Below are 13,940 nucleotides of genomic sequence, written 5' to 3'. Positions count from 1 at the left end.
CGTGTGTCAGGCGAAGTCGCGGATGCGACGGTAGAGGGCTTCGATTTCCGGCTGGCGCAGGTATTCGTCGCGCAGCGGCTGGGCGGCCTTGTGGAAGGCGGCCATGTCGACGTCGTTGGTCTTCACGCCGTACTTGACCACTTCCTCGCGCGCCTTGCCTTCGGAGGCATCCCAGAGCTTGCGCATCACCGGCACCGAGGCGCGGGCGGTTTCCAGCAGCAGCTGGCGGTCGGCCGGGGCCAGCGCCTCGAGGCTGCGACGCGAGATCAGCAGCACGTCGGGCGCGTACGAATGGTCGGACTGCGACCAGTAGTGCGAGGCCTCGAAGTGGCGGCTGGAGTGGAAGCTGCGCATGTTGTTCTCGGCGCCGTCGATCATGTGCGTCTCCATGCCGGAGAACGTGTCGCCCAGCGACATCGGCGTCGGGTTGGCGCCCAGCAGGCGGACCAGCTTGATGAACATGTCCGAGGACGCCACGCGCAGCTTCAGGCCGTGCAGGTCCTTCGGTTCCACGATCGGGTGCTTGGTGTTGTAGAAGCAGCGCGCACCGCTGTCGTAGATCGCCAGGCCGACCAGGTCGCGGGTCTCGAAGCCGCGCAGCACGTCCTCGGCCACGCCGCTGTCGAGCGCGTGGCGCATGTGCGCGACCGAGTCGAACACGTACGGCAGGCACAGTGCGCGGGTCAGCGGGAAGGCGTTGTTCAGCGCGCCCGAGTAGACGCGGGTGATGTCGATCGCGCCGAAGCGGGCCATGTCGATCGCCTCGGACTCGCGGCCGAGCTGGCCGGCGTAGTACAGGCGGATGTCGAGGCGGCCCTTGGTCTGCTCGCGCAGGGTCTCGCCGATCCAGCGCACCGCCTCGACGGTCGGATAGTCCGACACGTGCACGTCGGTGGCGGTCAGCACGTGGGTCGCGCTGCCGGATGCCGCGTCGCCGGCGGCGAACGCGCCCCCGGCGGCGGCCAGCGGCAGTGCGCCGGCGCCCATCAGCAGCTGGCGTCGGGTCAGCTTGCCATTCATGCACTGCTCTCCTTCGGAGTGGCGGCGACGGCCTCGACCTCGAGCGTGCCGTAGCCCTGGAAGACCACCGTGGCGCGCTGGCCCGGGGCGATGTCGTGGATGCCGGTGGCGTTGCCGGTGGCGATGTACTCGCCGCGCTTGAGCGGACGGCCGCGCTTGGCCGAGCGCGACAGCGCGAACGCGAACGCGGTGCGCAGGCCGCCGGGCAGGCGCTGGGCACCGCCGGTGCCGACGCTGCTGCCGTCGATCAGGGTCTCGGCCAGCAGGCTGGCTTCGTCCAGCGTGGTCCAGGCCGGCACTTCGGCGCCCAGGATCAGGCCGTTGTTGTTGCCGAAGTCGGACACCACCACGCGCGGGCCGAGCTCGTTGATCGTCTTCAGCGGGCTGCTGGCCACTTCCAGGCCGATGAACAGCGTGGCAGGCAGCGCGGCGGCCTCGTCGGGCGTCCAGTCGGTCTTGCCTTCCGGCGCGTCGGCATCCAGGCGCATCACGTACTCGGCCTCGACCGCGCCGAAACCGCCGGGTGCGAACACCGGAATCGGCTGCATGCTACCGGTGGCATTCCAGAAGTTGCCTTCGAAGATCGGGCCCAGCAGGCGGTCGTCGCCGGACACGTCGCGCTTCTCCGGGGCGATGTAGCCGACCTTCCAGCCGACCACGGCATCGGGCCAGCGCGAGATCGCGATGTCCTGGACCTTGTAGGAGGTCACCAGATCGTCGGGGATGGCGCCGGGAAAGTCCGGTACCGATTCGCCACGCAGGCGTGCGCCGACGAAGCGCTCGGCGATGTCGGCCAGCGCGGCGCTGTCCGTGGTGTGGTCCACAATCCCGTTGGCGGTGCTCAAGGCGTCGTCCTCTGATCAGTATTCGGGGCAGGTGTTGCTTTGCTGCACTGCCAAACGACAGTGCGGCGCAATCGGTATATGGTAAACCGGTGTCATCACACAATGTGCACGCGGCCAAGTCCATTCGCACGCTGCGTCGCAACATCCCCGGCGAACCTGCAGCGAACGCGATGTCCCAGCCCCTGTCCCGTCCCCACCGGCCGTCCTGGCTGCTCCCCGCCCTCCTGTTCGCTGCGTCGCTGGCCGGCGCCGCCGCCGCGGCCGAGCCGGCGTTTCCGGGCGCGCAGGGCTGGGCCGCGTCCACGCCCGGAGGCCGCGACGGACGCATCCTGCGGGTGACCACGCTGGCCGCCGACGGACCGGGGTCGTTCGCCGAGGCGGTCGCGGCGCAGGGCCCGCGCATGGTGGTGTTCGAGGTGGGCGGGGTGATCGACCTGGGGCTGAAGGCGCTGCGCATCCGCGAGCCGTTCCTGACCATCGCCGGGCAGACCGCGCCGGCGCCGGGCATCACCTTCATCCGCGGCGGCATCGACATCGCCACGCACGACGTGGTGGTCCGCCACATCCGCGTGCGCCCCGGCGATGCCGGCCTGCCGAAGCGCGCCGGCGTGGATTTCGATGCGATCTCCACCATCGGCGCGCGCGACGTGATCGTCGACCACTGCTCGCTGACCTGGGCCACCGACGAAGGTCTGTCCGCATCGGGCCCGCGCTTCGGGCGCGCCGGCGACGCCACGCTCGAGGCCGCGCGCGCCGCGACCTCGCAGCGGATCACCTTCAGCAACAACCTGGTCGCCGAAGGCCTGTCGCACGCCACCCACGCCAAGGGTGAGCACTCCAAGGGCAGCCTGATCCACGACAACGTCGGCGAGGTGCTGATCGTCGGCAATCTGTACGCGCACAACCGCGACCGCAATCCCCTGTTCAAGGGCGGCGCCAGCGGCCAGGTGGTCAACAACCTGATCTACAACCCCGGCCAGCGTGGCGTGCACTACAACCTGATCGGCACCGAGTGGACGGACCACCCGCATGCCGCCGGCAGCCTGCGCGTGCAGGGCAACGTGCTCAGGGCCGGGCCGTCGACCGGGCCGCTGGCGTTCTTCATGCTCGGCGGCGACGGTGATGTCGACCTGCAGCTGCTCGACAACCTGGCGTTCGACCCGGCCGGCGGCGAGCTGCCGATGCAGGGCCGTTACCACGACACCCATGCGCAGATGCGGGATGCCCGGATCGCGCTGGCCCCGGCCCTGGCGCCGATCGCCGCGGCCGATGTGCCGCAGGCGGTGCTCGCCCGTGCCGGTGCGACCCCGTGGCGGCGCGATCCGATCGACCAGCGCATCCTGGCCGACGTAGCCGCAGGGCGCGGCCGCATCATCGACAGCCAGGACGAGGTCGGCGGCTACCCGGAATACGCGCCGACGCGGCGCGCCTTCGTCGAGGCCGACTGGGACCTGCGCACGATGGAACCGCGCCATGGCTACGCGGCACTGGACGAGGACGACGCACGATGAGACTGCCATTGCGCGCAATCGCGCTGTGCCTGCTGGCCCTGAGCGCCGGCGCCTGTGCCGGCACGTCCGCCACCCGTGCCGGTCCCGGTGTGGCGACCGCCAGCGCCGTGCTGCCGCTGTGGCCTGGCACGCCGCCGGGCTCGGAAGGCCTGGCGCTGGGCCAGCGCACCGTCGAACGCAGCGACGATCCCGCACTGCCGGACCGCTTCGTCGACCGCATCGACCAGCCGAACCTGACCGTCTACCGTCCAGCGAAACCTGATGGCCGCGCGCTGCTGGTGGTGCCGGGCGGCGGCTACCAGCGCGTGGTGCTGGACAAGGAGGGCACCGCGCTGGTGCCGGCCTTCGCCGAGGAGGCGGGGCTGACCCTGTTCGTCCTGCAGTACCGGCTGCCGGGCGAAGGCCACCGCAACGCGCGCGACGTGCCGCTGGCCGACGCGCAGCGCGCGCTGCGCCTGATCCGCCATCGGGCCGCAGAGTGGGGCATCGATCCTGCCACGGTCGGGGTGATGGGCTTCTCCGCCGGCGGCCACGTCGCCGCCAGCTTGGCCACCCGCCATGCCGAGCGCGTCTACGCGCCGGTCGACGCGGCCGATGCGCTCGACCCGCGCCCGGCCTATGCGGTGCTGGTGTATCCGGTGATCGACATGGGCGCGCACGCGCACCCCGGTTCGCGCCAGCGCCTGCTCGGCGATGCGCCCGATGCCGCGGCGGTGGACCGCTACTCGCTGCAGCAGCGCGTCGATGCGGCCACGCCGCCGGTGTTCCTGCTGCACGCGCAGGACGACAGCGTGGTGAGCGTCGACAACAGCCTGCTGTTCGAAGCCGCGCTGCGTGGTGCCGGCATCGAACACGAACTGCATCTGTACGCGCACGGCGGCCACGGCTTCGGCGTGCGCGAAGCGCGCGGCACGCTCGCGCTGTGGCCGCAGCTGGCCATCGCCTGGATCCGCGCGCAGACCGCGCGCGCCCCTTCCCCGACTTCTCCGGAGTAACCCGATGTCGTCCGATCCCTCCAGGCCGGCCACTGCCGGCATGCACGATCCCCAGCGCCGCCAGCTGCTGCAGGCGGCCGGCCTCGGTGCAGGCGCGCTGCTGCTCGGTGCCGCGCCGTGGACCGCGCAGGCGACGACCGCACGGCCGCTGCTGGCCACCCGCAGCGGCCGCGTGCGTGGCGTCACCGAGGATGGCGTGCACGTGTTCCGCGGCGTGCGCTACGGTGCCGATACCGCGCCGGTGCGTTTCCAGGCACCGCGCGCGCCGCAGCCCTGGCGCGGCGTGCTCGACGCCACCGCCTATGGCGCCTCCACGCCGCAGCGCGGCAACGACGGCCCCGGCAGCGAGGACTGCCTGTTCCTCAACGTGTGGACGCCGGGCCTGCGCGACGGCCGCAAACGGCCGGTGCTGTTCTACATCCACGGCGGCGGCTTCGACAGCGGCTCCGGCAGCGACGCGCTGTACGACGGCGGCCGCCTTTGCCGGCGCGGCGACGTGGTGGTGATCACCGTCAACCACCGTCTCAATGCGTTCGGGTACCTGTACCTGGGCCAGTTCGGCGATCCGGCCTACGCGCAGTCCGGCAACGCCGGCCAGCTCGACCTGGTGCTGGCCCTGCAGTGGGTGCGCGACCACGCCGCCGAGTTCGGTGGCGATGCCGGGAACGTGACCGTGTTCGGCCAGTCCGGCGGTGGCGCCAAGATCGCCACGCTGATGGCGATGCCGGCGGCGAAGGGCCTGTTCCACCGCGCCTGGACGATGAGCGGCCAGCAGGTCACTGCCGCCGGGCCGCGTGCGGCGACCCAGCGCGCACGCCTGTTCGCCGAGACGCTCGGCATCGACCCGGCCGCGCCCGACGCGATCGCGCGGCTGCGTGCGCTGCCGCCGGAAAAACTGCTGGAAGGCACCGCCGCGCGCGACTTCTCGCGAATCGAGAACACGCGCTTGTACTTCGGCCCGGTGATGGATGGCGACGTCCTGCCGCGGCATCCGTTCTTCCCGGACGCACCGGCGCAGTCGGCGGCGATTCCGATGGTGATCGGCAACACCCGCGACGAGACCCGCGCCTTCCTCGGCGGCGATCCGAAGAACTTCGCACTGAGCTGGGAGGAACTGCCGGGCAAGCTGGAAGCCCAGCAGTACGTCGACATCCGCGCCGACCTGGTGGTGGCCGAGTACCGGCGTCTGTATCCGCACTACACGCCGTCGGAGGTGTTCTTCGCCGCGACCACCGCCGGTCGCTCCTGGCGTGGCGCGGTCGAGGAGCTGGAGGCGCGCGCGCGGCAGCCATCGACGGCGGCACCGACCTGGGCCTACCAGCTGGACTGGGGCTCGCCGCTGGACGACGGGAAGTTCCGCGCCTTCCACACACTGGACATCCCGCTGGTGTTCGACAACATCGCCCAGCCCGGTTCGCGCACCGGCGACGGCGCCCAGGCGCAGGCGGTGGCCGATGCGATGAGCGCGGCGCTGCTGGCCTTCGCCCGCAGCGGCGACCCGAACCACGCCGGCCTGCCCGGCTGGGAGCCGTACGCGCTGGCGCGGCGGCAGACCATGCTGTTCGATGCGCCGTCGTCGCTGGCCGACGATCCGCGCGGTGCCGAGCGTGCGTTCTGGCGGCAGGCGCCGTTCGTGCAGCGCGGCACACTGTAGGAGGTCGTCCAGGGCACGGCGTCGATGCTCCACGGCGCGACGCCGGCACGGCAAGGAGACGGCGCATCCGCGATACTGCAGCGCCGCCCGATGACGCGCCGATGGATCACCCGCGTTCCTGCCTGCCGATACCGTGTCATGCGCCGGGCCGCCTGCCTGCCGCGGACGCCTGCACCCTCGCCGCGGCCGGGAAAGGCACGGACCACCCCGACCACGACGCTCCGCCTCGCACGCGGTTGCCGACCGTTGACGCCCCGCACCCCGGTTCGCGCCATCGTCGCGCGTGCCGGGTGATGCCGCCCGCGTTCGGCGTCCGCGCGACGCCCCGTGTCGCCGCGTCGCTGGTTCGTTCCGGTCCGGTGGATCGCGCCGTCATCGGCAGGTGTGGGCGGTGAGCGGCCGCATCCCGCTGCTGCTGCTCCCCGGCCTGCTCTGCGACGGGCGGCTGTGGCGCGACCAGGTCGACGCGCTGGCCGGCGTCGCCGATGCATCGGTGCCCGATCTGACCGCCGATGACAGCATCGCGGCGATGGCGGCGCGGGTGCTGGCTGGCGCACCGGAGCGCTTCGCGCTGGGTGCGCTGTCGATGGGCGGCCATGTCGCGTTCGAGATCCTGCGCCAGCAGCCGCAGCGGGTGCTGAGGCTGGCGCTGTTCGACACCAGCGCCGCGCCGGATTCGCCGGAGCGCGCGCGCCAGCGGCGGCTGGGGATCACGGCCATGCGGCAGGGTCGCTTCGTCGGCGTCACCCGGCAGCTGCTGCCGCGGCTGGTGCATCCGCGCCACGTCGATGGCGCGGTGGGGGCGCAGGTACAGGCGATGGCCCAGCGCGTCGGCCCGGAGGCCTATCTGCGCCAGCAGACCGCGATCCTCGGCCGTGCCGATGCGCGGCCGCTGCTGGCGGCGATCGCGGTGCCGACGCTGGTGGTGGTCGGTGCCGACGATGCGATGACGCCACCGGCAGAAGCGCAGTGCATCGCCGCCGGCATCCGCGATGCGGCACTGCACACGGTGCCGGCGTGCGGTCATCTGCCGCCGATGGAACAGCCCGAGGCGACCACGGCGCTGCTGCGCCACTGGCTGATGCGCTGAGCCACCACGCTTCGCGTGCGATGGCCGGGTGTGGCCGGGCGGCCTCGATGGCTGCCTGCGCCGGACCAGGCGTCGACCGTCGTCCGATGACGATGGAGGCGCGGCTGGATGGATCACCGCGCGCGGGATGCGAGCGCCGTGTGGTTCGGCCTGCATCCACGCTGCCGGCATTGCTCCGGAGCGGCCGTGACCCCCCTCGCAGCGGCCGTGATGATCCAGACCGGTCGGTGGTCCCCGCGCCGTCGACGGCCCGCCGCGGGCACCGCGGCGGTTACTCGGCCGGCGGCGTTGTATTCGTGCGCGGACTGCGCGGCTTGCGGGGTTTGGCGGCCGCGCGCTTCTTCGCCGTGGCAGGACGCGCAGGCTCGGCGACGGAGCCCCCCTCGCCGGACAGGCGCTGCATCCAGACCAGTGCATCGACATAGGTCAGGAAGTGCTGCAGGTACTCCGGCGACAGCGTGTTCATCAGGGTCAGCGCGCGATGCACCAGCACGACCGAGTTGAGCGGCCCCGCGTCCTCCGGCAGATGACTGAGCGATTCGCGCATCTGCTGCTCGATACGCACCTTCGACCAGAGCTGGCGTGCCTCGTCCAGCGCGGACGGCGGCTGCCAGGCATCGGCGGCCGGTGCATCCGGTTCCCCACGCGCATCGCCGACGCCGGACGCCGGCGATGGGGTCGCCGCGGACACGCTTTCCTGGCCGGCATCGAGCCGCCCGACCAGCAGCGCCAGCGGGCCGCGCGGGCGCGACGCTGCCTCGACCTGCGTCGTGCCTGGCTGCCAGCCCGTGGCCAGCGCGCGTTCCAGCGCATCGGCATAGGCATCGACCAGAGCCTCCAGCCGTGGCGCCAGCAGGGCCTGCACCGCCGCTTCCTGGGTGGCGGCCCGGCGCTGCAGCGCCTCGATGAAATGGAAGCGCACGGGATCCAGGCGATCGGACGCGCAGCCGCGCCATGTCGCGAGCTGCGCGGCGATGTCGCCGCTACTGCGCATCGGCGGGCGTCTTCGGCCGCGGCACCGGGGCGATCTCCACGCGCCGGTTGCGTGCGCGGCCGTCTTCGTCCTGGTTGGACGCGACCGGCTGTTCGGCGCCGAATGCGGCACCGAACACCGACGATGCGGGCACGCCGGCGGCGATCAGCGCGCGCGTCACGGTCAGCGCGCGCTTGGCCGACAGCTCCCAGTTGTCGGCGAACTGGCGGTTGCCGTCGTGGATCGGCTGGTCGTCGGTGAAGCCGCTGACCATCAGGATCTCCTCGCGCGAGCCGAGGTAGGCCGACAGCGGGCCGGCCAGTTCCTGCAGCAGGCTCCGGCCCTCCGGCTGCAGCTGGTCGGAGTTGACCGCGAACAGCACGCTGCCGCGGATGCCGATGCGGCCATCGACCAGGGTCACCCGGCCGCTGGCCAGCGGCACCGCCAGCGCCTGCTCGAGCGCGCTGCGGCGCTGGGTTTCGGCCTGGCGCTGGCGCATCTCCTCGTCGAGGCGGCTGGACAGTTGCAGCTGCACGCCGATCACGCCGACCAGGATCAGCGCGAACGCGCCGACCACCACCGACATCAGGTCGCCGAATGCGGCCCAGACCGGTGTTCCGGCTTCCGCATCGCCATCGTGGATGCCCTCGACTTCGGCGCTCATGCCGGCCCGGCTCCACGCGTGGCCGCCAGCCGCTGCAGGTCGGCGACGATCTGCTGCTGCGACAGCATGCTCAGGTCGATCACCTCACGCGCCTGGGCGACGTAGTAGGCCAGCTGCTCGTCGCTGCGGGTCAGCGAGCGGTCCAGCGCGGCGCCGATCTCCTGCAGGCGCGCCAGCAGCTGCTCGTTGGAAGTGCCGAACAGCTGCACGGCGGCGCCCAGCGCCTCGCCGAGGCTGGCGACCTCGACCGCGCTGCCGGTGACCTGCGCGGCCACCGCGTCCAGCCTGCCGGTCTGCGCCTGGACCTGGTCGGCGAAACGGGTGCCGACGCGGTCGAGCAGGTCGGCCGAGGTGGCGACCAGTGCATCGACCGCGCCACGCTGTTCGGTGGACGCATGGTTGACCGCGTCGAGCAGGGTCTCCAGCGTGGCCAGCAGCCGGCTGCGCTCCTCCAGCATCGCCGTGTCGCGGACCATGCTGTCGGACAGCTTCTCGCGCAGCTCGGCGACCACGTCGGCGGCGGCCTTCGGGGCTTCGGAGGCGGTCTGCACCAGCCGCGAGATCTCGGCGATGGTCTGCTCGGCGTGCGCCTGCGCCTGGCGGGTGATGTCCTGGGCGGTGCGCGCCAGCGTGTCGCAGATCGCCTGCTGCTGCGTGGCGGTCGCCTCGGCCGAGGCCTGCGCGGCCTCGGCGGTGGACCGTGCCAGCTCCGCGATGCCGGCGATGGTCTGCTCGCTCTGGATCTGCGCCGCCGTCGCCACGGTCTGGGCGGTGCCTGCCAGCGCATCGCAGATGGCCTGCTGGCGGGCGGCGGTGGCCTCGGCCGAGGCCTGTGCGGCGTCGGCGATGGACCGTGCCAGCTGCGCGATCCCGGCAATGGTCTGCTCGGACTGCGCCTGCGCCTGGTCGGCGATCTGCTGTGCGGTCCGATGCAGTGCATCGCTGGCTGCCTGCTGCTGCGCGGCTGCCTGCGCGCCTGCGCGCTGCCAGTCCTCGCGCAGGCCTGCACCAGCGGCGGCCAGCGCCTCGGTCCAGGCCGCCAGGCGCTGTGCATCGTGGTCGGCCAGCGCGGCCTGCAGCTGCGTGTGGGCGTGGTCGACACTGGCGAGCAGCGCATCGGCCTGGGTGGCGAAGCGGGCGGTGACGCCCTCCAGCGCCTGCTGGTTGCGTTCGGCCAGCGCGGTGTTGCCGGCGTCCTGCCGCGTCAGCGCGGCGTTCCACGCGTCGGCCATGCCGCTGGTGCTGCTGTCCAGACGCGTGGCGACCGCATCGAGCAGGTCGCCCGCGCGCTGTTCGAAACCGCTGCCGAAGGCGTCCAGCGTGGCGCGCAGTCCGCTGGTCAGGGTTTCGTTGGTGCGGCGCTGTTCGGCCAGCGCCGAGGTCCAGGCATCCGACACTGCAGCCGCGCTCTTCTCGAGCCCGCTGGACACGCCGTCGAGCTGGCGCTGCACCGCCTGGCCGATGCCGTCGTGCAGCTGCGCGCTCTCGCGCGCCAGCCCGGCCAGGGTCGCCTCGACCATCGGCTGCAGCGTGGCCGCCACGGCGCGGCTGCTGTCGGCCACCCCGGCCTGCAGCGCCTGTTCCAGTGCGCCGGTCAGACGCGTGTAGGCCGCCTCGGTCCGGGCATGGAACGCCTCCTGGCTGGCCAGCTGGCGCTCGCTGCCGGCCTGGTTCTGCTGCTCGATCGCCGCCACCATCGCCTGCAGCCGTTCGACCAGGTCCGGCATCAGCTCGGCCTGGCGCTGCAGCAGGCGGAAGCTCTCCTCGCGCTGGAAGGACTGCGAGTGGACGTGCAGGGTGGTCGCGATCCGCGCATCCAGCTGCTGCACCGCCTGCAGGCGCGCGCGGCGGCTCAGCGCCGACAGCAGGCCGAGCATGGCCGAGGCGGCGACGCCGGCGATCGAGGTACCGAAGGCGAAACCCAGGCCTTTGACCGGGGCGGCCAGCGAACCGCGGATCGCGTCCAGGTCTGTCGCGCTCTCCAGCGCCAGGCCGGTGCCGCGCAGCGTGGCCATCATGCCGAGCAGGGTGCCGAGCATGCCCAGCAGCACCAGCAGGCCGACCAGGTACGGGGTCAGCGTGGGACCCGGCAGGGCGACGCGCTCGCCTTCGATGCGCAGCCGGGTGGCGTTGCGCAGCGAAGGATGCAGCGCGGCGATCCAGTCGCGCAGGCTGGACGGCGCATCGGCCAGGCCGGCCACGGCCGACTCCAGCGATGCGGTGGCCTGGCGGTAGCGGTGCAGTTCCAGCGCGCCGGCGATGTAGCAGACCGCGATCAGCAGGGTGAACGCGAGCGCCAGCGTGTTGGTGCCCACGTAGCCGGCGCCGATCCAGCAGACCGCGGCCAGGCCGAGCGCGAACACCACGAAGTCGAGAACATTTCTTTGCATGGACATGCCGGTTAGGAGGTGTGCAGCGCTGCACGCAGCGCTTCGACCGGTTGGAAACGCAGATCGAGCTCGGCCAGCAGCACGCTGTGCATGTCGCGGCGGAAGACCTCGAGCCAGGGGGATGACGTGGACGCCGGCGCGCCGGCCGTGTCGGGGAGGGAAGCGGCTTGCCGCAGCCGCGCGAAGTGCTGCCCGAGCAGGTCGGGCACGGTGCCGAGCAGGGCATGCTCGCGCGGGCTCAGCACCCGTTCCATGAGTGCGTCGACTTCAGCCAGGCGCGCCAGCGCCGGCGAGCGACGCGCCAGGGCATCGCGCAGTTCGCCGCGCAGCCTGCCGGTGGCGGCCAGCATCGAACGCTGCAGCACCAGGTAGCGCTCCCGGCATGCGCCGTAGTCGCTGCCGTCGTCCAGACCGGCGGCCCAGTCGCGATGCGCGGCGATCGCGCCGGCCACGACGCCGCGCGCACGCGCGCAGGCATCGGCATCGGCATCGGGGTCGGCCGCCGGATCCGGAACCGCGGGACTGCCATCCAGCGCACGCGACAGCGCCACCGCGTGGGTCCAGTCGATCCACTGGCCCAGCCGTTCGGACAGGGTCTGGCCCGGTGGCTGGACGTCGGCGTCGGTCAGGCGCGCCAGCAGCCGGATGAAGGTCGGGCCGCTGAGGGGCGCCCGGGGCGGGGCTTCCTGCATGCTGGTGGCGAAAAAACGGCCATTTTACACCCGAACCATGGCCAGCCGGGGGTGCCCTCAGCCGCCCGCCGCCTTCACGCGACGGGTCCGGAGGGGCTCAGAAGCGCGCGTCCAGCAGCGCCGGCAGCACCAGTTCCCGGACGAAGGACGCGTCGGACAGGCGCAGCAGCGGGCGGACCATGGCCACCACGTCGTGCACCGGGACCAGGCCGCCCTGGCCGCGGGCGGCCGCCGCGTCGCGCGGGGTCGCCAGCGGATCGTCGGTGTTCAGGTAGCCCAACTGCAGGCCGGTCACCGCGAGGCGGCTGTCGCGGTAGCTTTCGCGCATCGCATCGGCGATGCCGTTGAGGGCGGACTTGGACGCGCCGAAGACCACTTCCGGCCGGCCGCTGCCGCGCAGTGCCGAGGTCGAACCGGTCAGCACCAACTGCGGCCGGGACGACGCCAGCAGCCGCGGAACCAGGCGCCGGAGCAGCAGCAGGGTCGCGGTGATGTTGACGTCGACCATGCCGGCGATCGCCGCGTCGCTCTCGGCGGCGAACGCATAGGCGTCGGTGAAGGCGGTCTCCTCCCAAATGCCGATGTTGCAGATCAGCGCATCCAAGACCGGTGGGGCGGCCGCGGCGATGGTGTCGGCCGCCCGCTGCGGCTGCGACAGGTCGGCCTCGATCCACTGCAGCGCGACGCCATCGGGAATGTCGAGCGCCGCGGGCCGGCGGCGCGACACGCCGACGACGGTGTCGCCCGGGTCGCACAGGCCTTCGACGAAGGCGCGTCCAAGGCCGCGGCTGGCGCCGACGATCATCAGGTGCATGCTGCGGGTCCTGCAGAGGGGGCCGCCGAGTGTCGCAGCCGCAGGCGCGCGCGGCGAATCGTGCGCGACGGACACGGCACGCGCATTCCGCACACGGCGCAGACGAAGAGGCGGCCGTGCGGCCGCCTTTCCGATGACGCCTGCGCTGGCGCCGGATCAGCGCTTGACGTCGTAGCGCCCTTCGCCAACCAGGGATTCCACGTCGGCTTCGGACACCAGGTTGAAGTCGCCCGGGATCGAGTGCTTCAGCGCGCCGGCGGCGAGGCCGAAGCGGATCGTGCGCTCGGGCTCCCAACCGCGGACCAGGCCGTGCAGCACGCCGGCGGCGAAGGCGTCGCCCCCGCCGATCCGGTCGACGATCGGGCCGATCTCTTCCTGCGGGGCCAGCGCCAGGGTGCCGTCGCGGCCGGTCAGCACACCCGACAGCGCGTGCTGGTCGACGTTGCGCGGCGCGCGGATCGTGCACGCCATCCACTGCAGGTTGGGGAAGGCGTTGAACGCATCGGCCGCACCGGCGCGCACCCGCTCCAGCGCCTCGGCCTGCGGATACGTGCCGCCCAGCACCACGCCCATGTCGCGGTAGTCGGCGAACAGCACGTCGGCCTCGGCCATCAGTTCGGACAGGATGCCCCTGGCGTCGCCCTGCCAGACCTCCCACAGCTTGGGCCGGAAATTGCCGTCGAAGGACACCTTGACCCCCGCCTTGCGCGCGGCGCGCGCCGCGGCCAGTGCCGCGTCGGCGGTGGCCTTGCCCAGCGCCGGGGTGACGCCGGACAGGTGCAGCCAGTCCACGCCCTGCAGCAGCGCCGGCCAGTCGTAGCTGTCGGCCGGCGCGACGGCGAAGGCGGCGCCGGCGCGGTCGTACAGGACCTCGGCCGGGCGGTGGATCGCGCCGGGTGCCAGGAAGTAGATGCCCATGCGGCCCGGCACCTTGCGTACCAGCCGGGTATCGACGCCGTAGCGGCGCAGTTCGCCCAGCGCGGCCTCGCCCAGCGCGTTGTCGGCCACGGTGCTGACCACCGACACGTCATGGCCGTACTGGGCCAGCGACACGCCGACATTGGCTTCCGCGCCACCGATATGGACATCCAGGCGCGGCGACTGCAGCAGCCGCTCGCGGCCGGGCGCGCTCATGCGCAGCAGGATTTCGCCGAAACACACGACACGAGCCGACATCTTCTCTCTCCTAACGGGTGGTCCGCCCTTGGTGGCGGGCGGCCATGGTGCCACGGGCAGCGTCCGGCGGAGCGGCATGGCTGGCCATCGGTGTCATCCCGCGGCCCGGCCGGATG

At 72.4% G+C, this 13,940-nt stretch carries 12 protein-coding genes; 4 read left to right on the top strand and 8 right to left on the bottom strand.

The window, feature by feature from the left end; genetic code table 11:
* Positions 1-6 precede the first annotated feature (6 nt).
* Both IB242_RS19545 and IB242_RS19540 read right to left on the bottom strand, forming a co-directional pair.
* Positions 7-1,020 (bottom strand): TRAP transporter substrate-binding protein, encoded by a 1,014-nt coding sequence (locus IB242_RS19545; protein WP_192283477.1) that lies wholly within the window; start codon positions 1,018-1,020, stop codon positions 7-9.
* The gene (locus IB242_RS19540; RefSeq protein ID WP_225540885.1) at positions 1,017-1,865 is read right to left on the bottom strand and encodes a 2-keto-4-pentenoate hydratase; all 849 of its coding nucleotides are present in this window, start codon (positions 1,863-1,865) and stop codon (positions 1,017-1,019) included. Before IB242_RS19540 ends, IB242_RS19545 begins: the two co-directional genes overlap by 4 nt.
* Positions 1,866-2,035: 170 nt before the next feature.
* On the opposite strand from IB242_RS19540, the gene IB242_RS19535 reads away from it, so the two are divergent.
* The 4 genes from IB242_RS19535 to IB242_RS19520 all read left to right on the top strand — a co-directional run bounded on the left by IB242_RS19535 (position 2,036) and on the right by IB242_RS19520 (position 7,115).
* On the top strand, positions 2,036-3,376 hold the full coding sequence (locus IB242_RS19535; RefSeq protein ID WP_192283476.1) for a pectate lyase: 1,341 nt from the start codon (positions 2,036-2,038) through the stop codon (positions 3,374-3,376).
* Entirely contained in the window at positions 3,373-4,371 is a 999-nt protein-coding gene (locus tag IB242_RS19530; RefSeq protein WP_192283475.1) for an alpha/beta hydrolase, read from the top strand. The genes IB242_RS19535 and IB242_RS19530 overlap by 4 nt, the downstream gene beginning before the upstream one ends.
* Positions 4,372-4,375: 4 nt before the next feature.
* Positions 4,376-6,025, top strand: a complete 1,650-nt coding sequence (locus IB242_RS19525) for a carboxylesterase/lipase family protein (RefSeq protein ID WP_225540884.1) — start codon at positions 4,376-4,378, stop codon at positions 6,023-6,025.
* A 391-nt stretch (positions 6,026-6,416) separates the two neighbouring features.
* Positions 6,417-7,115: an alpha/beta fold hydrolase gene (locus tag IB242_RS19520; protein WP_343237181.1), complete on the top strand. Its 699-nt coding sequence runs from the start codon at positions 6,417-6,419 to the stop codon at positions 7,113-7,115.
* Positions 7,116-7,386: 271 nt separating this feature from the next.
* Here the strand turns inward: IB242_RS19520 and IB242_RS19515 are convergent, their stop codons facing one another.
* The 6 genes from IB242_RS19515 to IB242_RS19490 form a co-directional block, all read right to left on the bottom strand.
* Positions 7,387-8,109 carry a DUF2894 domain-containing protein gene (locus IB242_RS19515; protein ID WP_192283474.1) on the bottom strand — a complete coding sequence of 241 codons (723 nt, stop codon included), beginning with the start codon at positions 8,107-8,109 and terminating at the stop codon, positions 7,387-7,389.
* A complete protein-coding gene (locus IB242_RS19510; protein ID WP_192283473.1) occupies positions 8,099-8,752 on the bottom strand; it encodes an OmpA family protein in 654 nt (217 codons plus the stop codon). Before IB242_RS19510 ends, IB242_RS19515 begins: the two co-directional genes overlap by 11 nt.
* A complete protein-coding gene (locus IB242_RS19505) occupies positions 8,749-11,142 on the bottom strand; it encodes a DUF802 domain-containing protein (RefSeq protein WP_192283633.1) in 2,394 nt (797 codons plus the stop codon). The genes IB242_RS19510 and IB242_RS19505 overlap by 4 nt, the downstream gene beginning before the upstream one ends.
* An 11-nt stretch (positions 11,143-11,153) precedes the next feature.
* Positions 11,154-11,834, bottom strand: coding sequence for a DUF3348 domain-containing protein (locus IB242_RS19500; protein WP_192283472.1), 681 nt, complete (start codon positions 11,832-11,834; stop codon positions 11,154-11,156).
* Positions 11,835-11,931: 97 nt separating this feature from the next.
* Positions 11,932-12,648: an SDR family oxidoreductase gene (locus tag IB242_RS19495; RefSeq protein ID WP_192283471.1), complete on the bottom strand. Its 717-nt coding sequence runs from the start codon at positions 12,646-12,648 to the stop codon at positions 11,932-11,934.
* Positions 12,649-12,804: 156 nt separating this feature from the next.
* On the bottom strand, positions 12,805-13,824 hold the full coding sequence (locus tag IB242_RS19490) for a sugar kinase (RefSeq protein WP_192283470.1): 1,020 nt from the start codon (positions 13,822-13,824) through the stop codon (positions 12,805-12,807).
* Positions 13,825-13,940: the final 116 nt, after the last annotated feature.

This window comes from Xanthomonas sp. XNM01 (assembly GCF_014851915.1).
GTDB lineage: Bacteria > Pseudomonadota > Gammaproteobacteria > Xanthomonadales > Xanthomonadaceae > Pseudoxanthomonas.
Note: the sequence above shows the minus strand (reverse complement) of the source record. Positions and strands in the feature narration are given on the sequence as shown.